The sequence below is a fragment of the Rhizobium sp. NZLR8 genome (genome assembly GCF_019685025.1).
Classification (GTDB): domain Bacteria; phylum Pseudomonadota; class Alphaproteobacteria; order Rhizobiales; family Rhizobiaceae; genus Rhizobium.
Genome location: NZ_JABDVY010000001.1, coordinates 353,446 through 377,730 on the forward strand (window position 1 = coordinate 353,446; position 24,285 = coordinate 377,730).

Genomic DNA, 24,285 nt, shown 5'->3' on the forward strand with positions numbered 1-24,285 from the left:
AGCCGTTATGTCCTCTGCTGCGGAACATAACCCTCATGAGGCGCAGGAATAGGACGTCGCTGAGCGCGAGGTCAGTTTTGCTTCGAAGTCGGCGGCGATTTCTTCCAGGGTTACGCTGCCCAACCGCCGCAGGAGCAGGGCCTCCGCCTCCTTCATCGCATCTCGGAGGACGGTATTCACCGCCTGTTCCATAAGGCATTTCGGCCGATCATCGGCGGGGCCGATAGCGAAGAGATGTGGCTCGCCGAGCGCGTTGTAGACATTAAGCAGCGTGATTTCCGACAACGGACGCAGCAGCGTCCAGCCGCCGCCGTGGCCCTTTTCGGAGCGGACATAGCCCTGTTCGCGAAGGCCGGCCATGGTGCGGCGGACGACGACGGGATTCGTGTTGAGCATCTTCGCAATCATGTCGGAGTCGCCGACTGCTCATGCCGGTCCATATGGATCAGCAGGTGCAGTGGAAGCAAAAGGGCAGGACGACTTCACCAACCTGTCGTCGGGACAGGCACTCGCCTGACGCAGCATCTGCCATCGGGCGAGTTGATCAGGGCGCTGTTCGAAGACGCGCAGGCTGTCTTTGGGGCGCGCTCAACGAGTTCGTAAGTTGTGGATTTCGCGGCAGACAGTCCTCCTCCGGTCGACAAATGTGACGCGCGTTGGTGACCTGATGCCATTGTCGAATCACGCCCTCGATAGCGTGTCGGCCGTGCGCGACCTTTGCCGCCTGGAACCCGGTGGCTTGGTTGCGCATTCAATCTCTTAGCTCTGAGGATATCGCCCATGCTGCGGAGAATTACGATCTGGGCAATCATTGCCGGTGTCTCGCTGGTGCCGCATGCCGCCTTTGCAGGTGTTGCCCAGATCTTGCCTGTAACAGGCTCTGACGTCTCACTGTCCTTTTCCTATCAGATCGATTTGTCCCGCTCTGTCTTCGAGCTGCGCGATGAACGGAACCATCTGGTCGCCTGCGCAGGCGCCAAGGAAGGCCCTGCTCAAGGAGAGGTCATTGTTTCTACTCGCGACAGGCTGCGGCCAGGCAATTATACGCTCAGGTGGAGCACACCGACGACTGATGGCGATACCGAAGAAGGCTTCGTTTCCATTGAAGTTGGCCAATGAAATCGCCGTAGAGCTACCATGCTCGTGCCCGAATTTATGGGCGATACGAGAGCTTGAAGGACGACGGTGCCAGCGAAGACCGCTGCGATCCATTCTTCGAGAACTTTGGAGGGCTCTGGCGGCGAGGAACTATCATCGATCAGCCGGTTTTCGGACCTTGTCGTGAAGGAGAACCTCACCTAGTTGAGGATAACGCGCCGATCAATGCCGCTTCCAGAGTTCATGATGATCCTAACGCTGTCCGGCGTCAAAAAATCCTATTCGACCGCCGAAGGCCCGATTGAGATACTGAGGGGCGTCGATCTGGACGTAGCGGCTGCCGAAAGCGTCGCCCTGACGGGAGAGTCCGGCAGTGGCAAAAGTACGCTGCTGCATCTGGCGGGAGGGCTGGACCATGCAGATGGTGGCTCCGTCGTCATGAACGGCCGAGATCTTAAGCAATTCAGTGAAAACGAACGCGCACATTACCGCAGGACCAAGGTCGGACTCATCTTCCAACAGTTCAATCTCATTCCGTCACTGGCTGTCGCGGCCAATATCTCATTCCACGCCAAACTCGCGAACCGGTACGACCGCGCTTGGGAAAAAGAGTTGGTCGATAGATTGGGGCTGGGCGATTACACCGCAAGATACCCCGAGCAGCTTTCTGGAGGGCAACAGCAGCGCGTCGCAATCGGACGAACCTTGGCCGCTCGACCGCCACTCATTCTCGCCGACGAACCAACGGGCAATCTAGATGAGCAGTCCGGGGATGTCGTCCTTGACCTGATGGTCAGTCTGGCGCGGACAGCGGGATCGGCTCTCCTGCTTGTCACTCACTCTGCGAGGCTTGCAGAGCGTCTGGACCGAACAGTGGTCCTTCGCGGCGGGAAGATTGTCGGATGAAGGTTGTCGCGTTCGCAGCGCTTCTTTCTCATTGGCGCCGAAAACCGCTTCAGTTGCTCACCCTGGTAATGGGAATTGCGCTCGCTACGGCTCTTTGGTCTGGTGTCCAGGCAATCAACGCCGAGGCCAGGGCAAGTTACGCACGGGCGTCATCCGTTTTGGAGCAGGGCAGTCTTCGACAGATCGTCGCCAACAACGGTGGCGGTATCACGACCGAAATCTATGGAAACCTGCGTCGAGCGGGTTTGCAGGTTTCGCCGGTCATTGAGGGAATTTACCGTCTTGGAACCACGCGAATAAGGCTGGTTGGCATCGAACCTCTGACGATGCCAAGGGACACTCCGGGTGCGGCGATCGTCAGCGGCTCGGATCTCTCGGGCTTCTTTTCAGCCGGCGGACAGCTTCTGGTATCGAGCGCGACCGCCGAACGGCTGCGCGGGGGCCCGGACATGCCTGTCAAAGTCGACGACAATGTCCCCGATGGCGCCGCCTTCGTCGATATATCCGTCGCCGACAGGTTGCTCGAAAAGTACGGGAGGATTGACCGCCTGGTGGTTGCTGCCAATCAAGAGCTCAAAGCCCAAGCTCTCGACCGGATTGCACCCGGACTGACGATTCGCGAACCGGCTGACCAGCCAGACGTTGCCCGCATTACCGATAGTTTCCATCTCAACCTGACTGCTTTCGGCTTTCTCTCATTCGTCGTTGGGCTTTTCATCGTTTATTCGGCCACAGGCCTGACCTTCGAGCAGCGTCGTGGCACCTTCCGAACGCTGCGGTCCCTTGGTGTCTCTCTTCGGGCGCTGTCCCTCATGCTTGTGGCCGAACTCTCGGTGCTCGCGCTGGTATCGGGTTTGATCGGCGTCATCCTTGGATACATGATCGCTTCGCTGCTAATGCCGGGTGTGGCTGCCACGCTCCGGGGCTTGTATGGTGCCAATGTATCGGGTTCGCTTTCCATTCGGCCGGAGTGGTGGTTGGCGGGACTGGCGATTGCCCTTGGCGGAACCGCTGTCTCGTCAGCGCAGAGCCTTTGGCGGGTTTGGAAGCTGCCGATCTTGGCTGCCGCTCAACCGCGGGCGTGGGCAAGAGAGTCGGCCAGATCACTGGCTTATCAGGCCGGAGCTGGCGGAGTTTTGCTTGTCGTGGCCGTCGTCGTTGCGATCACGGCATCCGGCCTCGTGGCGGGCTTTGCGGTGCTGGGCTGCCTGCTGCTCGGAACAGCTCTTATGTTACCTGGACTTCTTGCCCTCATCCTGACCGCATCTCATCGATTGGCAGGAAGCGCCCTGGTAGAATGGTTCTGGGCAGACACCCGCATGCAACTCCCTGGCTTGTCGCTGGCCTTGATTGCTCTGCTGCTCGCATTGTCGGCGAACATCGGCGTCGGCACGATGGTTGCCAGTTTCCGGTTGACGTTTATCGGGTGGCTGGATCAACGCCTGGCCGCAGAACTTTACGTGACTGCCAAGGATGAGGATCAAGCTGCCCGGCTACGGGCGTGGCTTCCGCAGCGCGCGACAGCAGTCCTTCCAATCTGGAGCGTCGACGGTGAAGTCTTCGGTGAGCAGATCCAGATTTTCGGCGTTGCGGATGATCCCACCTATCGTGAGCATTGGCCCTTGATTGCTTCAGACAAGGAGGTCTGGGAAAAGGTCGCCGCGGGGCAGGGCGCTCTGATCAATGAGCAGATGTGGCGTCGCGGCGAAGCTAAGATCGGCCAGCCATTGGTGATGCCTGGTGGCTGGAGCGCGACTGTCGTCGGCGTGTATTCGGACTATGGCAATCCAAATGGTCAAGTGATCGTGGGGATCAATGGCCTGGTCGATCACTATCCCGATGTACCCAAACTTCGTTACGGCGTCCGAGTGCCTCCCGAGCGAGCCTCGGATCTTAAGCGTCAGCTGGTAGAAGATTTCGGTCTGCCGGATACCGCGATCGTTGACCAGGCCTCCCTCAAGCGACAATCGAGAGCCATCTTCGACCAGACATTCAAGGTGACGGGTGCGCTGAACGTCCTCACGCTAGCTGTGGCAGGATTTGCCATGTTCTCAAGTCTTTTGACGCTGTCAGGTATTCGGCTTCCTCAGCTCGCGCCGTTATGGGCAATGGGCGTGCGGCGACGAAACTTGGCGCTCTATGAAGTGGCGCGAACACTTGCGCTCTGGCTTGCAACATTTCTGGCGGCGATCCCGGTTGGTCTCGCCCTGGCCTGGGTGCTGCTGGCGATTGTGAACGTCGAGGCCTTTGGATGGCGGTTGCCAATGATGGTGTTTCCAATGGACTGGCTTCGGCTGGGAGCAATCGCCCTCCTGGCATCATTGCTGTCGGTGTTGGTTCCCGTTCGGCGTCTGGCCTCGGTCAATCCGGTCGATCTGTTGAGGATCTTTGCCAATGAACGTTAGAATGCAGGCAGTTGTCCTGATGGCTGTTGTTATGAGCTGCGCAAGCGCACATGCCTTCGCACAGGGCTTTGCCGGGCTGGGGTCAGATGCGCAGGGATTTGCGATCCCGAAACATGGCGGCACTCTCTCGTTTCCCGCCGATCACGGCGCTCATCCTGATTACCGGATTGAATGGTGGTATGTGACTGCCAACCTCACAGGCGAGGATAAAAAGCAGTACGGCGCGCAATGGACGCTCTTCCGATCCGCACTGGCCCCGGGAAACAAAGAAGGCTTCGCGGATCCGCAGGTCTGGATCGGACATGCGGCTATCACCACTCAAACCCACCAGTATGTCGCGGAGCGCTTTGGCCGGGGAGGAGTTGGACAAGCGGGCGTTGAGTCAATGCCGTTTCGGGCGTGGATCGACGACTGGCAGACGACAGCTGCTGATGGAGCAGGCTCGCTTGCTCTTGGCAACCTTTCGCTCTCCGCAAACGGGCCGGATTTCAGCTATGGCTTGCACCTCAAGGCTGACGGCCCGCTGGTGCTGCAGGGCGACAACGGCTTTTCCGTGAAGTCGGCTGACGGGCAGGCGAGTTATTACTACTCGCAGCCTTTCTATGAGGTCTCAGGCGCTATTTCGATCTCCGGGGCGCCGGTTGATGTCACGGGTGAGGCTTGGCTGGATCGAGAGTGGTCGTCGCAGCCGCTTGCGTCCAATCAAACAGGCTGGGACTGGTTCTCACTGCATATGGAATCCGGCGATAAGCTGATGGCTTTTCGCCTGCGTGACAACATGGACGGGTTCATCTCCGCAAACTGGATATCCGCGGATGGGCAAACCACACCTCTGTCGCAAGACGACGTTCAGTTGGAGCCAACACGAGAGGCAACGGTCAATGGGCACCAGATGCCGGTAGAGTGGCGTATCCGCGTGCCGGGTAAGTCACTCGATATCACGACCAAACCGTTGAACGACCAGTCCTGGATGGCGACTTCGACGCCTTATTGGGAAGGGCCGGTAAACTTCACGGGCACCACGTCAGGTGTCGGATATCTCGAAATGACCGGGTATTAAGCACTCACCTCTCTCATCGTTGACGAGATTTTTCCGGTTAGCTGTCTTCGCCAGGCGAGCGACCGTCCGCTCGCCTCCGACTTGCACTCTTTCAGTGCTCCACGTCGTGCAGGAAGTCACGTGGTCGGCAGAAACAGCACGTTGTACTGATCGTAATCGCCCGGCAGGTCGCAAACCTTCATCTCTTGCTCGCGGTCCTCGAAGATGACGACGCAATCCTCATAGAAGCCGGACAGCATCGTTGTGAAGGCTTTGGTTCCCTCCGCTCCGTAGAAGAGCGGGGTGAACTCCATATAGAGCGGCACCCGGCGGGCAAGCAGTGGCTGCATCGAGCGGCAGGCGACCGGTTCGTAACCCTCGATATCCATCCAAACGAGGCCAATTTCGGCTGGGTCGATCGAAAGGCCGGCGAGGATCTCGGGAACCGGTTTCACCGGCACGATGATCTTCTTGTCCGTCGAGCTTTGGCGGATGGCGCTGCTCTTGCCGTGATTGTTGCGGTTGAGAAAAAAGTCGATCTCGCCTTCACTCTCGCCGGCGGCGCAGTTGACGAGGCGGACCTTTTCCTCCAGCCGGTTCTGGCGGATGTTGAGGGCAAGCAGCGGGAAATTGCGCGGATCGGGCTCGATGCTGACGATATGGGCGTAAGTGCCGCTCAAGGCAAAGTAGACGGTCTGGGTGCCGATATTGCCGCCGATCTCGAGCAGCGTCGCATCCTTTCGCAAGAGGCCGCGCTCGCGCAGGATGACGATCAGCCGGTCGACGGCGTCGCGCTCGAAATGGCCCTTCCGGAAGACCTTGCGGCCGATATAGTCCGACGGCGAAAAAGTCATCAGATGGTCGCCGGCATCGACCGTCATCGAGACGACGCGCGGGCCGATAGTCTCGATCAGCAGGCGGCGGCCGAAGCGGGTGTCGAAGAGGCGCGAGGCGGCGGCATTGCGCGCCTTGCGCAGTCGGCGGCTCCAATATTTGGCGGTGAGCCACGGTTTGCCGGGCATCAGTCTCTTCCTTCGAGCGGTTCTGCCGCTTTCTCTCTCGGAATGACGTAGACTTTCAAGGGCAGAGCCCGGCCGCGCACGCTGATTTCACGGCTTTCGATGCCGGCGAGATCGGCGCCGGAGAGGGCCGCCACCGGTTCGGAGATGACGATCGCCGCTTCGAACTCCTTGGCAGCACTTTCCAGCCGGCTCGCCACATTGACGGTATCGCCGATCGCCGTCAGGCTGCGCACCCGGCCATAGCCCATCGTGCCGACGACGGCCGGGCCGGTGTGAATGCCGATCGCGATGCGCAGCGGCAGCGCCAGTTCGTCGGCGAGCTCTGCGGCGAGTTTCTCGATCTCGGCGACGATCGCCGCGGCAGCGCTGAGCGCCTGGCGGCAAGCTTCCTCCGGCGCGGTGTTGAGGCCGAAGAGCGCCATGGCGCCATCGCCGATGAACTTGTCGAGGCGCCCGCCCGCCTGCTCCACCGCCTTGCCGATGATGGCGAAATAACGGTTCAGCAGGAAGACGACGTCGAAGGGCAGGCGCGTTTCCGTCAGCGTGGTGAAATGGCGGATATCGACGAAGAGCACGGCGATCTCGCGTTCGCGGCCGGGGCTCGTCTCCTGGCTGTTGGCGGGAAGGGCCGCTTCGAGCGCCGGCACGAGCAGCGGCGCCACCGCGACATCGCGGTTCGGGCGAAGCTGGCAGGCGAGCCGCACATCCGGGCCGGCATTGATACGCCTCAGCGTCGTCTGTTCCATCTTGTCGGGGACCGGCAGGTTCCCGTAATCGCCGAGGATCTGCACGCGGCAGGTGGAGCACTGGCCCTTGCCGCCGCAGACGGAATAATGCGGCAGGCCGCCGAGCCGGCTTGCTTCCAGCACCGAGAAGCCGCGCGGCACCCGGATCACCTCGCCGCCCGGATAATGCACGGCCACCTGGTCGAGGCGCTCCTTCAGCTTGCGCCGGGCGCGGGCGGCGACGACGATCAGCAGCGAGGCCGAGAAAGCGCCGTAGAGGCCGGCGCGGATCGTCGAGACCTGACGGATAACCTCCGGGTTCGAGGCGTAACGGGTGTTGACGGTCGCTTTGTAGGGGCTGTTGGCAATCGCCTGCTGATAGGAGGGGTCGGCGAGCGTCCGGCCCATTTCGACGAAGCCGAGCAGCGAGAGCACGGGCACGAGGATCGCCAGCGCCAGCAGCAGCGGCGCGAAACTCGGGTACCAGGGGCGGTAGCGCAGCCAGAAATGCAGGCCGATGCAGCCATGGATCCAGACTGCGACGACACCGAGCGCCTGCCGCAGACCATTCCCCGGAGCCCTGATCCACAGCGACCCGACGACCGTCTCGTAATCATCGATATAGCCATAGAGCTCATGGGCGATGCGCGTGCCGATGACGTGATCGATGAGCAGCAGCGGGATCAGAAGGCCGAGCACAATCTGCGCCATTTCGCCCTTTGGCATCACCAGGCTGCGGCGCATATAGATGGCGCGCAGCACCAGCGCGATGTGGATCAGAACCGACGAATAGAAGATGGTCGTCCCGACGGGATTGCGCCAGATCGCCATGAACAGGCGGGCGGCTTTATCGGCGGCGGAGACTGAAATCAAACCGATCGCATGGTTCGACAAATGCAGCAGGACGAAAATGAACATGACGAGGCCGGAACCAAGTCTCGCCCTTCTGATCGTACGCTCCGAAAAAATCCCTGTGGCCGAGACCGTCGTCATGCATTCCCGTTCTTGTCGATGCAACCGCAGGCCCATAGAAATTGAGAAAGAGGCGGAATTGCTTCCATCGCCATCACATTCCATATGCTTATGCGCAAGTTTTAGAGAAATGGACAATAGCGGAGTTTCGCCACCGGGCATGCCGGTTGGAAACAGTGTGTCCTTACGTGAGGGTTGTGCATGCGGGTGGCTTTCTACGCGCCGATGAAATCGCCGAACCATCCGGTGCCGTCAGGCGACCGGCTGATGGCGCGGCTGTTGATCCGGGCGCTGGAGCACGCCGGCCATGAAGTCGAGATCATTTCAGAATTCCGCACCTATGCCGCGACACCCGAGGCGGCAGCGGCGCTCGAACCGGCGATCCGTACCGAACTGCAGCGGCTGCGGGAAAAATGGACTTCGGCGCCGCGACCCGAGCTGTGGTTCTGCTACCACCCCTATTACAAATCGCCCGACCCGTTCGGGCCGGTGATTTCAGCCGAATTGGTCATCCCCTATGTCACCGTCGAAGCCTCCTATGCGGGCAAACGCGACAGGACCGGCTGGGCAGGCGTGCAGAAGTCAGTCGGCGAGGCGATCCTGCAGGCAGCAGTCAATATCAGCTTCACGGCGCGTGACCGGGCCGGGCTTTCGGCCGCCTTTCCGCAGGCGCGTCTTGCCGGTCTCCAACCCTTCATCGACACGGGGCTGTTCGAGAGGGTCTCACCGGCGCCCGATCCGCTGCGGCTGATGGTGGTGGCGATGATGCGTGCGGGTGACAAGATGGAGAGTTATACGATGCTTGCAAAAGCGCTGCTGCTGATCGAAGACCGGCCGTGGACGCTTGCAGTCATCGGCGATGGGCCGATGCGCCACGCGGTTCAGGCGCTGTTTGCCGGTTTTTCCACGGACCGCATCGAATGGCTGGGCGAGCGGGACGCGGCCGATATCGCCGAATTGCTTGGACGCGGCGGTATCTATGTCTGGCCCGGCTGCGGCGAGGCCTATGGTCTTGCCTATCTGGAAGCCCAGGCCGCCGGCCTGCCGGTCGTGGCGCAGGAAACGGCGGGGGTGCCTGATGTGGTCGAGGCCGGGGTGACCGGCCTGCTGACGCCGGATGGCGACCTCGCCGCCTATGCCGCGGCCATCGCTGCCCTGCTCGACGACGGGGAGAGGCGCGACGCCGTGGGGAAGGCGGCGCGGCGCTTCGTGCTCGGGCAACGCTCGCTGGCGAGGGCGGCTGAGATATTGGACGGAATTTTGCAGGACAATGCTGCAACAGGAGTAAGGCGATGACCGACAAGACGATCTGGGAGCCGCTGCGCCGTGAGCTTGACCGCTGGCAAGCCGCCGGCCGCGTAGCCCGCTTCTGGCTGCGGGATGACGATGCCGTCGAGCCGACGCTGGCGTTGGAGATGCAGCTGGCGCTGACGGGCGAGAGCGCGGTGCCGCTGACGCTTGCCGTCATTCCCGGCCTGACCGGCGGGGCATTGGCCGCGCGGCTGGCGGGGGAAGCAGGCGTCACTGTCGCCGTGCATGGCTGGTCGCATACGAACCATGCGAGGCCGGAGGGCAAGAAGCAGGAACTCGGCGGCGATCGGCCGGCAGACGTCGTGCTCGGCGAATTGGGCGAAGGGCTGCGGTTGCTGCAGCGGCTCCATCCCACCCGTTTCCTGCCGGTGCTGGTGCCGCCGTGGAACCGGATCGATGCCGCCCTCATCCCGGCATTGCCCGCGCTTGGGTTTACGGCACTTTCGGTTTATGGGCGGGCACAGCAGGACGGCCCGGTGCCGCTTCTCAACACCCATGTCGACATCATCGATTGGCACGGCACGCGCGGCGGACGCAGCGAGGCGGAATTGGTGGCCGAGCTGGTGGCCGAGCTTGACGACCGGTTTGCCGGCAGCGACGAGCCGATCGGCGTGCTCACCCACCATCTGGTGCACGACGCGGCCGCATGGAACTTTCTGTCAGCCTTATTCGCGGCGACAGGCCGACATCCTGCCGTCCACTGGTCGGCGGCATCGGCGCTTCTCAAGCGGTGAGAGTCTCGACGCCTGCGACGATGATCCGGCGATGCCGGACGAGGCTGGCCATCGGAAGGCCTCCGATGGCCCCGCTCATCTACGGTCTTCCTCGAACTGCTCGGCGCCCTCCACCGGCCGCAGCCACGGTTCGCGGCGCTTGATCCAGAGTTCGTAGCCGGGCACCAGGGGCGTCGGGGCTTCGGACAGAATGCCGAGCTTGATTTCTGCCTCCTCGTCATCGACGGAAAATAGCCGCGAACCACAGCCGCTGCAGAAATGCCGGCCTTGGAATTCGCCGGTTTCCCCAGAATGCTCAAACTGGCCGGCGGGCCAGATCCCGTAGAAGGTAAAGGCCGAACCGCTTTCCTTCCTGCAGTCCATGCAATGACAGATTCCAACGCGAATGGGTTCGCCGCCAACAGAGATGTGCACCTGCCCGCAAAGGCACTTTCCGGAAAGGTTGGTCATAGGGATATCCGCTTCATCGATCTTGCGACGCCGAGGAAACGGTCAGGACCGGCATCTGTTCCGTTAGCGCGAAAGCGGCCTGCAGCGCGCTGGGGGCAGGACAAGAGCAGTTCAAAATCCGGCGCTAAGATCGAACGTATTGTGAACATCACGCAGCCCGGAGGATTCTGCCTGGAGGCGGCAATGGCCTGAAGTAGATGCCGGTGAGGTTATATGCGCCCAACTGAGCGGCGAGACGTGTTTGAGCAGATCGTCGGGGATGTTCGGCCCTGCTGGCGCAGATGGGCTGTCGCCCGGCTGAGATAGACGGCGTTCCAGTGGACGATGGGCGCTGACGACCAGATTTGAGGGCCGAGGCGCAGAATGCCTGGCTGCCGAAGGACCGGTCACGGATTTCGCCACGCTTGTGGAAGGCGCGTTTGAGTTTTTCGCGCCGCTACCGGCCGTCAAAGACGTCCGGATGGTGGGATTATCGTCAAATCAGCACTCGCTGTCTTTGGTTGATAAAGCCGCGTGTCACCAGGAACAGTTCCGACCTTTATATCGGCAGGGGAAGCCCAAAACCGGTCTGCCCGCGCCTTCGCGATCGAGCTACCCGTTACCCAAGAGGATTTGATCGCGCATAGGCCCCGGGCGATGTTCCCACGTGCCGGCTAAATGCCACGCTAAACGCGCTTGCCGAGCCATAGCCAACGCGTTGTGCAATCTCTGCGGTTGCAACATCACTGCGAAGGAGTTGCTTTGCCAGTGCCATCCGCCAGCCAGTTGCGTATTCCATGGGGGCTACACCAACCTCTCTCCGGAACCGCTCAAAGAAAGTTGAACGTGACATGGCTGAATCCTGCGCCAGCGCTTCCACGGTTATACTGCGACCTGGATGTTCGTGAATCCGGCGCAATGTGGGCGCCAGCTGCGGATCGGCCATGCCGCGCAAGAGGCCCGGTGGCGCAGCCGTACCGCTCGTTGAGCGTAACGCCTCAATCAACATCACCTCCAACAACCGGCGAAGCACCATTTCTCGGGCAGTCCGGTCGTGTCGCGTTTCGTCGTTTATCATCCGGACCAGCATGGTTAGGCGGTCTTCACCGTGGACATGAATGACCTCCGGCAATAGCGAGACGAGAAGAGCCTTGTCATCCGAGCCGAAAGCACAATGTCCAACCATTGCCTTGATCTCGGCCGGCGCATCAGGGTCTCCCAACCGGAATACACCCGGACTAGTCTCAAGACGCTGCGCAAGCGCTCCGCGATGCGGTGGTTCCAAGCTGCTCATTGTGAACGAGAAGACTTCCGGAACCAGCACGAAGTCACCGGCCGTCAGCAGCATCGGCTCACCACCTGTGATGGTCATCCGACAACACCCTTCGACCACGGCGCAATAGAAGGGGCTTCCGAGCTCAGTGCGCTCGACGAGCCAGCGGCCGCCGCCTGTCACCAATTTGGATATCGACGGGATTGGCTTCAGCAGGGAAACGACTTCTGCAATTGGGTCGGTCATGAATTGGACTTGTGCTAAACGAATTCGGACAAACGAATATAGATAGTCCGGTACAAGTAGTCCATCTCTTGGCAGCGTAATCGTCAGGAGACAGACACATGCCAAAGATCCTCGTCACCGGTTGCTCTTCCGGATTCGGGCTCGCCATCGCGCACACCTTCCTGCAGGCTGGATGGGACGTGGCCGCGACCATGCGCACCCCGCGGACCGACCTGCTACCGGATACTGAAAGCCTTAGAGTGATTGCGTTGGATGTTACCAATGCGGAAAGCATCATAAGGGCTGTCGAAACCGCCGGGCCGATCGATGCTCTGGTCAACAATGCCGGTGTTGGCATGCTGAACGTGCTGGAAGGCGCTGAGATGTCGAATGTCCGCGACCTCTTCGAAACAAATGTCTTCGGCGCGATCGCGCTGACCAAAGCGGTCCTTCCGCAGATGCGGGTACGAGGTGCGGGCGTCATCGTGAATGTCAGTTCCAGCGTCACCATCAAGCCGCTGCCTGCACTATCCATTTATAGCGCCAGTAAGGCGGCTTTGAACGCTTTCACCGAAAGCCTTGCCCTTGAGGCCGCGCTCTTCGGCGTGCGCACGCGGCTGGTGCTGCCCGGCTCGGCTCCGACGACCGCCTTCGGGAAGAATGCAGTGGCACGCGTGGGAATGGAGATCCCCCAACCTTACAGCGCATTCGTTCACGACTATCTCACGGCCTTGCGCACGGGGACCGAGGTGACGACGCCGGAAGATGTGGCCCAGGCCGTCTGGCGTGCCGTAACGGAGCCGGACGCGCCGATGCGGAGCCCTGCCGGGGCGGATGCGCAGACCTGGTTCCGCGAGACAGGTCATCCTGTGGCGTGAAGGCGACTACTCGGAAACCCAAGCTCAGGATATTCGACCATGAACAATCTGATCAATCTCGCCAGCCACATTCCCACGCCTGATGCCACTCTCACTGTAGCCTACACCCCAATCCGTTTGCCAATGGAAGGCCGCCAGCCGCTTGAACTGCGTTTAACCGCACCTGCAACGGGCAGCCACCTGCCCATTGTGCTCGTTTCGCACGGTTTCGGCCCCTCAAATTACCTTCCATCGAAGGACGGCTACGCTCCATTGGCTCAGTTTTGGGCGGAACGCGGTTTCGCTGTCATTCAGCCAACGCATGCAAGCTCGCGCGTCGGCGGTTTGCCTGCAGGCGCACCTGGCGCGCCTTTCTTCTGGCGCGAGCGCGTGGAGGAGCTGAAGGCGGTCATCGAGCAATTGGTTGAGGTGGAACATCAGGCGCCCGCTGTCTCCGGGCGGCTGGATCATTCCCGAATCGCGGCGGCCGGTCATTCCTTTGGCGGCCACACCGTTGGGCTTCTGTTGGGCGCGCGCGTGGACGGTGAGGATTTTTCCGATCCTCGAATTTCGGCGGGAATTCTGCTGGCTGCTCCTGGGCGCGGCGGAAAGGACATGACCGAGGAGAACGCAAGCCGGTTTCCCTTCTTCGATGTGGATTTTTCCAGTCTGACAACCCTCAGCCTTGTTGTCTGTGGTGATCAGGATGATCCGCATTTCACCCCGCGCGGTCCCGAATGGCATGCGGATGCTTTTCAGGATGGCCCGGGCGCGGAGGCACTGTTGATGTTGCGCGAGGTTGGACACGGGCTTGGCGGGATTGCCGGCCTTGACGCGCGCGAGACCGAAACCGAGGCTCCAGATGTACTGGAAGCCACGAAACGTTTGACCCTCGCCTGGCTTCAGACGGCACTTGCAGTCGATGAACATGCGTGGGTTGGCGCGTGCGGCGCGCTTGAGGGTCTTGCGGCTCCGATTGGGCACGTTACGCGCCGTACACACTAAGCCACATCCGGCGCCCCGGCTGCTAGCAAGTCACCTTCTGGCTGCTGAAGCGGAAGGGGTGTTCTTGCGCACCTAGATCACCACGATCTGGTTGTCGCGGGCGGCAAAGGATTCAGGGAATGCGGCCTGCGCCTGCGTTTCCATCTGCGCCAGCTGTTCGTCGGTGCGGGAGGGGGCGTGGTGGAACAGGGCGAAACGTTTGGCGCCGGCTATCTTTGCAAGCTCGGTGCCATGCTCCCAGGTCGAATGGCCGAAGCCCTTGAAACGCTGCATCTCGTCTTCATTGTAGGTGCAGTCGTAGACGACGAGATCGGCACCCTTCATCATCTCCAGCGAGACCGGGTCGTAAGCGCCTGGAATATGCTCGATATCATAGATCAGTGCGACCGAACGGCCCTGCCATTCGATGCGGTAGCCGATGGCGCCGCCCGGGTGGTTGAGCATGAAGGTCTTGATCTCGATGCCCTCGTGAGGCGTCAGCACCTGTCCGGAATGGAAATCTCGGAAGTTCATCGTCGCCTGACAGATGTCGGTCTTGACCGGAAACCAGGGCGGGCTGATGAACTGCTCGACCATTTCCCGCGTGCTCATCTTGCCGTCGAGATGGCCGGACCAGATGTTGACGTTGATCGAGGGATAATAGATCGCCTTGAAAAACGGCAGGCCGATGATGTGGTCGTAATGGCAATGGCTGAAGAACAGATCGACGTCGCTGACGCCGTCGGCGAGCAATGACAGCCCCGCCTCGCGCAGGCCGGAGCCCGCGTCGAAGATCATCCGATGTTTTCCGCAGCGAATTTCGATGCAGGACGTATTACCGCCGTAGCGGTCGAACTCGGGGCCCGATACGGGAATACTGCCCCGGACGCCCCAAAATTTTACCTGAAACAGTTCTGTCGTCATCGTTCTTCAAACCGGCCTTCCCGCATCGCCATCGTAATCATAGTTTATCCCGATGCGAAGCAGTAGAATTCCACGGGTTTGCCTGTGCCCCTCTCATTCTCCTAACCGCTAGCGGAAGAAGGAGTAGATTTTCCTAAGCAATCGGCTTTTGCGCCGGAAAGCAAGCCAGTATGGTTGGTTTTCGGTAAACGGGCTGCTGGGCGGGGACATTTTCCCGTAAGTCATGCCTATTAGATGGTTGCGCACGATTGAAAAAACAATTGCTGTCACCTCGCGCCAGAATTCAGCCTGCCAGCATCACGAATTCCACGCCCGAGAAATCAAGCACCCCGCGCAATGGAAGCTGTTTTTGCCAGTCGTCCCGCGCTCATCGCCCGGTTGAGCGGGCACTACCGAATGAATTGGAGAACTGAGCATTGGCGCAACCCAACCCCGCCAAGGTCCGCTTTCAATTTGTAACGCAACGCCCGCGGGATGATGGTTGCGGCGTTTTTGTCTTGCAGATGCTCACCGGCAGACCCTACGGCCAACTTGCCGGCATGATCGATTGGGGAGCACAGACCAATCATTACACCACGTGGAAAGAACTAAGCTGTGTCCTAAGCGAGATGGGGTGGCGTATTGGCGAGGTACGCAAGGTGGAGAGCTGGAGTGACGTCATCGGGGTGGCGGTCGTCCATGTCGAAGGAGACCACTTTATCCTGTATGACGCTGATAACGGCATTTTCTATGACCCAGGCCAATGGGAAGGTCCCGATCTCGATACCCAGCTTGTTCCCCTGAGCTATCTTCCTGTGCATTTGCCAGAGAGTGCATAAACCGCCGACAATTGTTGGATCATCCAGCGGGCGTTGATTTCTGCCGCCGCAATTCCTGAGGCTGGACACGACAGGCATCTCCGCCGAGGTCGGTGTGACTCGCATCTGTGACCGAATAGAGAGCGCAAGCCTGACCAAACTAAAGGGGTATGTGGATCCGCGCACATTCAGTGTCCGCGGAAACCTCCATCGTATGAGAAAATTGGGTTCGGTATTGCGTGAATGCTTCCTTGCTTGGCATTGCCGAAAAGCGATATATCAGATGATATGAGAAATATAAGAGACTCGTGATGCTCCAGCCTGTTGTAAACGAGACCATCGCCGAGAGCAGCTACCGGCGCATTCGGGCCGACATCATTTTCGGGCGGCTGGCGCCCGGGCAAAAATTGAGACTGGAAAGCCTGAAGGAGGCCTACGATACCAGCATCAGTACGCTCAGAGAGGTGCTGAACCGGCTCTCCTCCGAGGGTCTGGTCGTTGCCGAGGGACAGAAGGGGTTTGAAGTTTCTCCGGTATCCGTCTCCGACCTCAAGGAGACGGCGGCAATGCGGCTTCTGCTCGAGACGCATGCCTTGGAGCAGTCATTCGCGCATGGAGACGTGGAATGGGAGGCGCCGCTGGTATCGGCCCACTACAAATTGGCGCGGATGGAGCAGGTGATGGCAACCGGCGACACCAGCAGGGCCGAGGACTGGAAGCGCTATGATTGGGAATTCCACCAGGCCTTGATTTCCGCATGCGGGTCGAAACTGCTGATGCAGACCCACTCGGGGATCTTCGACAAATATCTAAGGTATCAGATGGTCGCTTTGTCCTACCGGGGTGACGTCGCCGCCGATGAACACCAGCAGCTTCTGGATGCGGCCCTGCGACGGGATGCAGAGACGGCCAAGCGAGTGCTTGCGTTTCATATCCAGGGCGGGGTGGAACATGCGCTGGCCAAAGGGACATTGAAATAACAACGGAGGTCTTTTCAAGATTTAAGGCCATCACACTTCTCGGCGAAACCAGGAAAAGCCATGCTCAAGCAAGTCCACGACCCGGCTGAAACAGTAAGCGATGTCGTCTTCCGGCAGATCCGCGAGGATATCATATCAGGCATATTGGCGCCGGGGGCCAAGATCAAACTGGAGCAGGCAAAGGAGCGCTACTCGATCGGCATTTCGTCGCTGCGCGAAATTCTGAGCCGCCTGACCACGGAGAACCTCGTCGTCGCCGAGGGGCAGCGTGGTTTTGAAGTGAGCCCTGCTTCGCGGCGGGAGTTGCTGGAGCTTGCCGACCTGAGGATCGTTCTTGAAACGCATGCGATCGGCCTTGCATTCGCAGCCGGAAATCTCGAATGGGAAGGGCGCATCGTCGCTGCCCATCACCGGCTGGCTGCCGCTGAGCGCAAGCTGCTGGCGGGCGACGTCTCGCGCACGGTCGACTGGGTCCGATACGATTGGGAGTTCCATCAGGCGATCGTCTCGGCCTGCAATTCAGCGACGCTGATGGCGACATTGTCGTCGGTGTTCGACCGCTTCCTTCGTTACCATATGCTGGCCGAAAGCTTTCGCGGAAAGCCTGTTGTCGATGACCACAGGCTTTTGTTCGAACTGTCCATTCAACGTGACGTCGCCGGCGCGACCGAGGTGGTCAGACGGCATGTACAAAGCGGCGTAGAGCATGTGCTGAAGAGCGGCCGCATTCTCTGATTTAATAAGCGTCTTTCGGAATTCCTTCCGGACGGATCTGCCTTTTCAGCGCGGCGATCCGGAAAATTGCATTTGGCGCGCCATATCCGCGATAGCCGCGGCGCTCGACGATCTCGAAAAAGAAACCCTCGCCATAGGTTCCGCTATAGAGCTGGAAATATTCGCCATGCTCGTCTCGGTCATAGAGGATGTTCTCTGCTTTCAGCCGCTCGGTCATGACAGGATCGAGCCCGAAGCGGGCTTCGACGTCGTCGTAATAGTTCGGCGAAATGTGCAGGGACCTGAAGCCGCAGCCACGAAGTTTTTCGGCGGTTGCAAAGATGTCGTCGGTTGAAAATGCCAGATGCTGGATGCCGGACCCGAACTTCTCCGCAATGAAATGTCCGGCCAGGGTGCGGCGATTTTCGGCTCCGTTCATGGTAATGCGCAACTCGCCCGACTGGTTCTCGACGACTTGGCTGCGCACCACCCCGGCTGGATCGATGATGTCGACCATCGGGGTCTTATGGGTCTCGAAGATCGACGTGTAGAACAGAAGCCAGGTGAGCATTTCATCATAGCCGACCGTCTGGGCGACGTGATCGACGCGAAAAAGGCCGCCGTCCGCCGTCTGGGCGTCGTCGGTGACCGGCCGAAAGTCGATTTCGGAAAAGCGCCCCAAGGCGCTCTTGTCGTCGATCAGATAGACGATGCCGCCGCCCACACCCCGAATGGCCGGCAGTTCAAGCTCGCCCGCCGCGACCGGCTGGCTGAATGCCTCCGCATCCAGGGCAAGGGCGCGCGCATACGCCTTTGCGGCATCGTCGACGACCAAGGCGATCGCATAGGCAAACGTGCCATGAACGGCGTAGGCCGCATTGGCGAATCCCGCCTGATCGACATTGACGAGGATCCGGATCTCGCCCTGCTCGAACAGAGAGACTTTCTTGGTGCGGTGGACGGCAGTCTGCTTGAACCCGAGGGTGCGCAGCAAAGCCACCAGCTCGACTTCATCTTGTTCGTCCGTGGCAAACTCCACGAAGCCGACACCTTTCACGGCAGCCCTTTGCGGCATCGCCGCCCCGGTCATGCTGTCGGCGCCGAGATGGCGCCGCACCTGGTCGCCGAGATAGATCAGTGAGCGGTGGCCGTCGGCGGCGATTGCCCGCGACAGGCCGCCTCGAAACTGGTCGTTGAAAATCTCCAGCGAGAAATACCCGTCATAACCTGTGGCAGCGACGGCTTCGGTGAACGCCGTGACGGGAAGATCGCCTTCTCCAGGCATATTTCGGAAGTGACGGCTCCAATAGAGCAGGTCCATGTCGATCAGCGGCGCATCGGCAAGCTGGACGATAAAGATCTTCTCTTTGGGAAGCGAGCGGATGGAATTGACGTCGATCTTGCGCGACAAGGTGTGGAAGCTGTCGAGGATGAGGCCGACATTCGGATGATCGGCGCGTCGCACGATTTCCCAGGCGTCGCGGTGGTCGCTGATATGGCGACCCCAGGCGAGCGCCTCGTAGCCCACTCTCAGTCCACGCCGGGCGGCACGCTCGCCGAGTTCCCGGAAATCCTCAGCCGCACGGTCGATGCCGCCGATGGCCGCCGGCGAGACGTTCGAGCAGACCAGCACCAAATCTGTTCCAAGCTGCTGCATCACGTCGAACTTCCGTTCGGCGCGATCGAAGGTGCGGCTTCGCAGCGGCTCCGGCATGCCCTCGAAATCTCGAAACGGCTGAAACAGCGTGATCTCCAGGCCATGGTCGCGCACGAGTTTTCCGACATCGGCCGGGCTTCCGTCGAATGCCAGGAAATCATTTTCGAAAATCTCGACGCCGTCGAAGCCCGCTCGGGCGATTGCCTCGAGCTTTTCCGGCAGTTCGCCGCTGATCGTCACAGTCGCAATCGAGGTCTTCATATCAAAGCCCTTTCGGCATCCACCGCCAGCCGCGAAAACTCGCCCTCACCTATTATTGCAAATCTCGTGAGGAATTAAAATAGATAGAGGCATTATAAAATCTCATATGATTTTGAAAAACTCTGTTGATTTAGCCGTCCGTCTCTGGCAATCATTCCTCCCACAGTCAAAAGGTGAGGTGGCTGTCCGGTCGAATGACCGTCAAAGAGGAGGAAACATAATGTTCAAGTCTATGCTGACGCGCCGAAACGCCATGCTCGGAGCCGCAGCCTTTGTGGCTGCCGTCACCTTGGCGCAACCGGCCGCCGCGATTACGCCTGATGAAATCAAGGCTCGCGGTAAGATCATCGTCGGAATTCAGGGTGACAACCCGCCTTGGGGTTTTGTGACCAGCGGCGGCAAACAGGACGGCCTCGACGCCGACATCGCGACGCTGTTTGCCAAGGAATTGGGTGTTACCGTCGAGTTCGTGCCGCTTGAAGTCAACAACCGCATTCCGGCCCTCACGGCCGGCCGCGTCGACGTTCTGTTTGCAACGATGGCGATGCTGCCGGATCGCGCAAAGGCCGTGCAGTTCAGCAAGCCCTATGTGGCCAATGCCATCGTTCTGATCGGTCCCAAATCGGCAGAGATCAAGACGAATGCCGACATGGCCAAATTCAGCGTCGGCGTCGCCAAGGGTGCAGCGCAGGACACGCAGGTGACGAAGAACGCGCCTGAGGGCACGACGATCCGGCGCTATGACGGAGACGCTGCGAGCGTCCAATCCCTCGTTTCCGGCCAGGTCGATACGCTGGGCGGCAACATCTTCTATATGGACCGCGTCGAGAAGGCCCGTCCGGGCGAATTCGAAAACAAGCTTGAATTCCAGAAACTCTACAACGGCGCTTGCACGCGTCTCGGCGAGAAGGAAATCAACGCGGCGCTGAATACCTTCATCGACAAAATCAAGGCAAACGGCGAGCTCAAGACCGTCTACGACAAGTGGATGAAGGTCCCGGTCCCGCAATTCCCGGAAACGCTGGAAGGCATTCCGTTTGCGGTGAACTGAGCCAACGCTAAAGGCGGGACGAGGCCCGGGCCTTCCGGCTGATGATAAGGCCCGCCAACCACTCTTCCGTCATGCTCGGGCTCGTCCCGAGCATCTTCGGCGGCAGATCCTCGGCACAGGGCCGAGGATGACGTCCAGAGAGAAGTGAAGTCCTTATTTAGGACGGCGGGCATGCCCTGCCCATCAACGCAACCGCCATGCCCAAGGCCCCGAGGTGCGCGACATGACCAGAACCATCTTTGTGCTCAACGGACCGAACCTGAACCTGCTGGGTGAGCGCGAGCCTGCCATCTACGGGTCGACGACGCTGGCAGATATCAAGGACAAGTGCCTCGCAAAGGCTGGGAGTCTCGGCTTTGCCATCGACTTCCGCCAGACCAATTTCGAGGGCGAGTTGGTCGAAAGCGTGCACCAGGCCCGCAAAGGGGCCTGCGGTATTATCATCAATCCGGCCGGCTATACCTTCACCTCAATCGCGCTTCTCGATGCGCTGAAGATGTTCGATCCGCCGAAGATCGAGCTGCACATCTCGAATGTTCATGCGCGCGAAAGCATCTACCACAATTCGCTGATCTCGCGCGTCGCCACGGCGATCATGATCGGCTTTGGCGCCCGCGGTTATGAGCTCGCGATAGAAGCTATGGCCGACATGGCGGGAGCAGCGAAGGCATGAATTATAAGTTGGATTTCACCCCGGTTATCGATGGGCTGCCAAGTCTGCTGCTCGGCTGTCTCGGGACATTCCTGCTTGCCATTTGTGGAATGCTGCTGGCGATCGTCATCGGAATTGGCGGAGTTGCCCTGCGCGATTCTCCGCTGAAGCCGGTGCGGTGGCTGGTCATCGCCTTCGTCGAGTTGATCCGCAACACGCCGTTCCTGGTCCAGATCTTTTTCATCTACTTCGCGCTTCCGCTCACCGGCATCAGGCTGGATCCAACGCCGACGGCGATCATCGCGCTCGGCATCAATGGTGGCGCCTATGCAATCGAGATCATTCGCGGCGGCGTCCAGTCGATCCCGAAGGGGCAGATGGAAGCCGGCCTGGCGCTTGGCCTGCACAAGGCGCAGGTCTTCCGGCTGATCATCCTCAAGCCGGCGTTGCGGGCGATCTACCCGTCTCTGACCAGCCAGTTCGTGCTGTTGACACTGACCACCAGCATTGCCTCGGCGATCTCGGCCTACGAGCTGACCTCCGTTTCCCAGCGGATCGAATCGGAGAGCTTTCGGAGCTTCGAAGTCTACTTCACCGTCACGGTTTTCTATTTCGTGATTTCCTGGCTGATGATGCGCCTGTTTGCGCTGTTTTCGGCCCGCTACTTCAAATATCCCGTCAAGTAGGAGGAATTCCATGGGTCACGACGAGTTCGTCTTCCTCCTGATCGGCCTGAAATGGACCGTCGTCCTCTCCGCAGTCGGCTTTGTCTGCGGCTGCATTGCCGGGCTCGGTGTCGCTCTCGCCCGCGTCTCGGGCATCCCGCTGTTGGAACGCCTGACCGCCGGCTACATCGCCGTCTTCCAGGGAACGCCGCTTCTGATGCAGCTTTTCGTGACCTATTACGGTCTCGCTCTGGTCGGGCTGATGCTCGATGCCTGGGTGGCCGTCGCCATCGGACTGACGCTTCATGCCAGCGCCTATCTCGGCGAGATCTGGCGCGGATCGATCGAGGCGGTTCCGCGCGGCCAGACGGAAGCGGCGAAGGCTTTGAGCCTTCGTTATATCTCCCGCATGAAGGATGTCATCCTGCCGCAGGCGCTGCGCATCTCGCTGCCTGCCACGGTCGGCTTCCTCGTGCAGTTGATCAAAGGCACCTCTCTTGCCTCGATCGTCGGCTTCACCGAGCTGACCCGCGCCGGCAACATCATCTCCAATCAGATCTTCCAACCGCTGACGGTCTTCGGCGTCGTCGGCATCCTGTACTTCCTGATGTGCTGCCCGTTGACGATTCTCGGGGCGCGTCTCGAGCGAAGGTTCGCCGCCTCCGCGCGCTGATCCGCGTCCCCTGTTCCTCGATGCGGCCCTGCCCGCCAATCCCGGAGTTCTACCGATGACCAGTCCCATTCCCGCCCAGGCCGCAGAAACCATGATCTCCATGGCGCAGGTGGAAAAGTGGTACGGCTCGTTTCAAGCCCTTCTCGATATCAACATGACGGTCCGCAGCGGCGAGAGGATCGTCCTGTGCGGGCCTTCCGGCAGCGGCAAGTCGACGCTCATTCGCTGTATCAACCATCTCGAGACCTACCAGAAAGGTGAAATCCGGGTTGGCGGCATCGTTCTGAGTGACCAGGCAAAGACCGTCGATGCGATCCGCCGGGAGGTCGGCATGGTCTTCCAGCAGTTCAATCTGTTTCCGCACCTGACCGTGCTGCAGAACTGCATGCTGGCGCCGATGAAGGCGATCGGCGTCGGCAGGGCGGAAGCCGAGGAACGGGCACGCGGGCTGCTTGAGCGGGTCAAGATCCTGGAGCAGGCCGACAAATACCCGGTCCAGCTCTCAGGCGGCCAGCAGCAGCGCGTCGCCATTGCCCGCGCGCTTTGCATGCGGCCGAAAGTGATGCTGTTCGACGAGCCGACGTCGGCGCTCGACCCGGAGATGGTCAAGGAGGTGCTGGATACGATGATCGCATTGGCCGACGAGGGCATGACGATGATCTGTGTCACCCATGAGATGGGCTTTGCCCGCCAGGTCGCCGACCGGGTGATCTTCATGGCCAGCGGCGCGATCGTCGAGGAAGCCCCGCCCGCCGAATTCTTCACTAACCCGCAGCACGAGCGCACCCGGAAATTTCTCGGAGAAATCCTGCGGAAGTAGGGGGCAGGGCCGATACCTCGTCAAATTCTGGGAGCCGATCATGAAGCCATTGAAGATTGCAGTCATGGGAGCCGGCCTGATCGGCAGACGCCATGCCGAGCGCATCATATCCGAGCCCGGAACGCTTCTCTCCGCCGTGATCGATCCGTCTTCGGCCGGTCACGACTTTGCCCGCAATGCCGGCGCCCGATGGTATGCGAACTTCCGGGATATCAGTGAGGAAGACAGGCCTTACGGCGTCATCGTGGCAACACCGAACCAGCTCCACGTCGAGAACGCTATGGAGATCATCGCCGCTGGCATCCCGGTTCTGGTCGAAAAACCGATCGCCGACGATGTCGATGCCGCCGCGGCGCTGGTTGCGGCCGGCGAGAAGGCCGGGATCCCGATCCTGGTCGGCCATCACCGGCGTTACAACCCGATGATCCAGGCGGCCAAACAAATCGTCGACGGCGGCCGGCTTGGCCGGATCATCGCGGTGCATGGCACCTTCTGGGTCGCCAAGCCCGACGACTATTTCGACATCTCCTGGCGGCGGGAAGCCGGCGCCGGCCCAATCTTCGTCAACCTGATCCATGATGTCGACCTCTTCCGATTTCTGTTCGGCGAGGTCGAAGCCGTGCAGGCGATGGAATCGCACGCCGTGCGCCACCACGCCGTCGAGGATACGGCCGTTGTCTCGTTGCGGTTTGCAAACGGCGTTCTCGCCACGCTTAACGGCAGCGATGCGGTGGCGGCGCCCTGGAGCTGGGAGGCGACCACCGGTGAGAACCCTGCATTTCCCCACTATGCCGGACATTGCTACCAGATCGGCGGCACCAAGGGTTCGCTCGCAATTCCCGATCTGACGCTTTGGACAGCGACGTCGAAGCCGAATTGGCTGGAGCCGCTTGCCGAGGAGCGCGTACCCTTTGAAGCAGCCGATCCGCTTTGCCGTCAGCTCCGCCATTTTTGCGATGTCATACGTGGCGATGCCGCGCCCCTCGTAAGCGGGCGCGAGGGCCTCGCAACCCTCAGGGTCGTCGAAGCGATCAAGAGATCGGCGCGCTCGGGGCAGATGGTCCGCCTCGCCGACACCGTTGCCTCTGCCGATCCCCAGAAAGTCTAGCCA

General features: G+C 60.4%; 24 protein-coding genes and 2 pseudogenes. 18 read left to right on the top strand and 8 right to left on the bottom strand.

Annotated elements, in window-relative coordinates; translation table 11 throughout:
* Window positions 1-33: 33 nt before the first annotated feature.
* Window positions 34-440, bottom strand: a pseudogene (locus HJB89_RS01640) (Rrf2 family transcriptional regulator).
* Between the two features lie 340 nt (window positions 441-780).
* Between HJB89_RS01640 and HJB89_RS01645 the strand changes: the two are divergent.
* The 4 genes from HJB89_RS01645 to HJB89_RS01660 all read left to right on the top strand — a co-directional run bounded on the left by HJB89_RS01645 (window position 781) and on the right by HJB89_RS01660 (window position 5,469).
* Window positions 781-1,119 (top strand): copper resistance protein CopC, encoded by a 339-nt coding sequence (locus tag HJB89_RS01645; protein WP_221115621.1) that lies wholly within the window; start codon window positions 781-783, stop codon window positions 1,117-1,119.
* Between the two features lie 225 nt (window positions 1,120-1,344).
* Window positions 1,345-2,004: an ABC transporter ATP-binding protein gene (locus HJB89_RS01650; RefSeq protein ID WP_207585621.1), complete on the top strand. Its 660-nt coding sequence runs from the start codon at window positions 1,345-1,347 to the stop codon at window positions 2,002-2,004.
* On the top strand, window positions 2,001-4,409 hold the full coding sequence (locus HJB89_RS01655) for an ABC transporter permease (protein WP_221148765.1): 2,409 nt from the start codon (window positions 2,001-2,003) through the stop codon (window positions 4,407-4,409). Before HJB89_RS01650 ends, HJB89_RS01655 begins: the two co-directional genes overlap by 4 nt.
* Window positions 4,399-5,469 (top strand): lipocalin-like domain-containing protein, encoded by a 1,071-nt coding sequence (locus tag HJB89_RS01660; protein ID WP_207585473.1) that lies wholly within the window; start codon window positions 4,399-4,401, stop codon window positions 5,467-5,469. Before HJB89_RS01655 ends, HJB89_RS01660 begins: the two co-directional genes overlap by 11 nt.
* Before the next feature lie 116 nt (window positions 5,470-5,585).
* Here the strand turns inward: HJB89_RS01660 and HJB89_RS01665 are convergent, their stop codons facing one another.
* Together HJB89_RS01665 and HJB89_RS01670 are read right to left on the bottom strand one after the other, a co-directional pair.
* Window positions 5,586-6,470 (bottom strand): FkbM family methyltransferase, encoded by an 885-nt coding sequence (locus HJB89_RS01665; protein ID WP_207585474.1) that lies wholly within the window; start codon window positions 6,468-6,470, stop codon window positions 5,586-5,588.
* Window positions 6,470-8,188, bottom strand: coding sequence for an adenylate/guanylate cyclase domain-containing protein (locus tag HJB89_RS01670; protein WP_207585475.1), 1,719 nt, complete (start codon window positions 8,186-8,188; stop codon window positions 6,470-6,472). Before HJB89_RS01670 ends, HJB89_RS01665 begins: the two co-directional genes overlap by 1 nt.
* A gap of 180 nt (window positions 8,189-8,368) precedes the next feature.
* Between HJB89_RS01670 and HJB89_RS01675 the strand changes: the two genes are divergently transcribed.
* A complete protein-coding gene (locus HJB89_RS01675; protein ID WP_207585476.1) occupies window positions 8,369-9,463 on the top strand; it encodes a glycosyltransferase family 4 protein in 1,095 nt (364 codons plus the stop codon).
* Window positions 9,460-10,212: a polysaccharide deacetylase family protein gene (locus HJB89_RS01680; RefSeq protein ID WP_221115623.1), complete on the top strand. Its 753-nt coding sequence runs from the start codon at window positions 9,460-9,462 to the stop codon at window positions 10,210-10,212. Before HJB89_RS01675 ends, HJB89_RS01680 begins: the two co-directional genes overlap by 4 nt.
* A gap of 75 nt (window positions 10,213-10,287) precedes the next feature.
* Here the strand turns inward: HJB89_RS01680 and HJB89_RS01685 are convergent, their stop codons facing one another.
* On the bottom strand, window positions 10,288-10,662 hold the full coding sequence (locus HJB89_RS01685; RefSeq protein WP_221115624.1) for a GFA family protein: 375 nt from the start codon (window positions 10,660-10,662) through the stop codon (window positions 10,288-10,290).
* Between HJB89_RS01685 and HJB89_RS01690 the strand changes: the two genes are divergently transcribed.
* A complete protein-coding gene (locus HJB89_RS01690; protein WP_221149027.1) occupies window positions 10,579-10,854 on the top strand; it encodes a hypothetical protein in 276 nt (91 codons plus the stop codon). The two genes, HJB89_RS01685 and HJB89_RS01690, sit on opposite strands and share 84 nt — an antisense overlap.
* On the opposite strand, the pseudogene HJB89_RS33670 reads toward HJB89_RS01690, so the two are convergent.
* Window positions 10,811-11,089, bottom strand: a pseudogene (locus HJB89_RS33670) (Tn3 family transposase); the annotation flags it as partial. The gene HJB89_RS01690 and the pseudogene HJB89_RS33670 overlap by 44 nt on opposite strands.
* Window positions 11,090-11,260: 171 nt before the next feature.
* Window positions 11,261-12,160 carry an AraC family transcriptional regulator gene (locus tag HJB89_RS01700; RefSeq protein WP_221148767.1) on the bottom strand — a complete coding sequence of 300 codons (900 nt, stop codon included), beginning with the start codon at window positions 12,158-12,160 and terminating at the stop codon, window positions 11,261-11,263.
* Between the two features lie 98 nt (window positions 12,161-12,258).
* Between HJB89_RS01700 and HJB89_RS01705 the strand changes: the two genes are divergently transcribed.
* Both HJB89_RS01705 and HJB89_RS01710 read left to right on the top strand, forming a co-directional pair.
* Entirely contained in the window at window positions 12,259-13,017 is a 759-nt protein-coding gene (locus HJB89_RS01705; RefSeq protein WP_221131828.1) for an SDR family oxidoreductase, read from the top strand.
* A gap of 39 nt (window positions 13,018-13,056) precedes the next feature.
* Complete coding sequence (locus tag HJB89_RS01710) at window positions 13,057-14,001, top strand: dienelactone hydrolase (protein WP_207585481.1); 945 nt, start codon at window positions 13,057-13,059, stop codon at window positions 13,999-14,001.
* Between the two features lie 72 nt (window positions 14,002-14,073).
* Here the strand turns inward: HJB89_RS01710 and HJB89_RS01715 are convergent, their stop codons facing one another.
* Complete coding sequence (locus HJB89_RS01715; RefSeq protein ID WP_207585482.1) at window positions 14,074-14,904, bottom strand: MBL fold metallo-hydrolase; 831 nt, start codon at window positions 14,902-14,904, stop codon at window positions 14,074-14,076.
* 416 nt (window positions 14,905-15,320) lie between these two features.
* Between HJB89_RS01715 and HJB89_RS01720 the strand changes: the two genes are divergently transcribed.
* The 3 genes from HJB89_RS01720 (at window position 15,321) to HJB89_RS01730 (ending at window position 17,416) form a co-directional block, all read left to right on the top strand.
* Window positions 15,321-15,722 (top strand): hypothetical protein, encoded by a 402-nt coding sequence (locus tag HJB89_RS01720; protein ID WP_259671959.1) that lies wholly within the window; start codon window positions 15,321-15,323, stop codon window positions 15,720-15,722.
* Between the two features lie 290 nt (window positions 15,723-16,012).
* Window positions 16,013-16,681, top strand: coding sequence for a GntR family transcriptional regulator (locus HJB89_RS01725; RefSeq protein WP_207585483.1), 669 nt, complete (start codon window positions 16,013-16,015; stop codon window positions 16,679-16,681).
* A 60-nt stretch (window positions 16,682-16,741) separates the two neighbouring features.
* The gene (locus HJB89_RS01730; RefSeq protein WP_221139951.1) at window positions 16,742-17,416 is read left to right on the top strand and encodes a GntR family transcriptional regulator; all 675 of its coding nucleotides are present in this window, start codon (window positions 16,742-16,744) and stop codon (window positions 17,414-17,416) included.
* Window position 17,417: 1 nt separating this feature from the next.
* Here the strand turns inward: HJB89_RS01730 and HJB89_RS01735 are convergent, their stop codons facing one another.
* Window positions 17,418-19,313 (bottom strand): bifunctional sugar phosphate isomerase/epimerase/4-hydroxyphenylpyruvate dioxygenase family protein, encoded by a 1,896-nt coding sequence (locus tag HJB89_RS01735; RefSeq protein ID WP_221148769.1) that lies wholly within the window; start codon window positions 19,311-19,313, stop codon window positions 17,418-17,420.
* Between the two features lie 220 nt (window positions 19,314-19,533).
* Here HJB89_RS01735 and HJB89_RS01740 point away from each other — a divergent pair, with 220 nt between their 5' ends.
* From HJB89_RS01740 to HJB89_RS01765, 6 genes are all read left to right on the top strand, one after another.
* Window positions 19,534-20,364, top strand: a complete 831-nt coding sequence (locus tag HJB89_RS01740) for a transporter substrate-binding domain-containing protein (RefSeq protein ID WP_207585486.1) — start codon at window positions 19,534-19,536, stop codon at window positions 20,362-20,364.
* 223 nt (window positions 20,365-20,587) lie between these two features.
* The gene (locus tag HJB89_RS01745; protein ID WP_207585487.1) at window positions 20,588-21,037 is read left to right on the top strand and encodes a type II 3-dehydroquinate dehydratase; all 450 of its coding nucleotides are present in this window, start codon (window positions 20,588-20,590) and stop codon (window positions 21,035-21,037) included.
* A complete protein-coding gene (locus tag HJB89_RS01750) occupies window positions 21,034-21,702 on the top strand; it encodes an amino acid ABC transporter permease (RefSeq protein WP_207585488.1) in 669 nt (222 codons plus the stop codon). Before HJB89_RS01745 ends, HJB89_RS01750 begins: the two co-directional genes overlap by 4 nt.
* A gap of 10 nt (window positions 21,703-21,712) precedes the next feature.
* Window positions 21,713-22,354 carry an amino acid ABC transporter permease gene (locus HJB89_RS01755; protein WP_207585489.1) on the top strand — a complete coding sequence of 214 codons (642 nt, stop codon included), beginning with the start codon at window positions 21,713-21,715 and terminating at the stop codon, window positions 22,352-22,354.
* 55 nt (window positions 22,355-22,409) lie between these two features.
* Complete coding sequence (locus HJB89_RS01760) at window positions 22,410-23,174, top strand: amino acid ABC transporter ATP-binding protein (RefSeq protein ID WP_311044279.1); 765 nt, start codon at window positions 22,410-22,412, stop codon at window positions 23,172-23,174.
* Between the two features lie 40 nt (window positions 23,175-23,214).
* Window positions 23,215-24,282, top strand: coding sequence for a Gfo/Idh/MocA family protein (locus HJB89_RS01765; protein ID WP_221148770.1), 1,068 nt, complete (start codon window positions 23,215-23,217; stop codon window positions 24,280-24,282).
* Window positions 24,283-24,285: the final 3 nt, after the last annotated feature.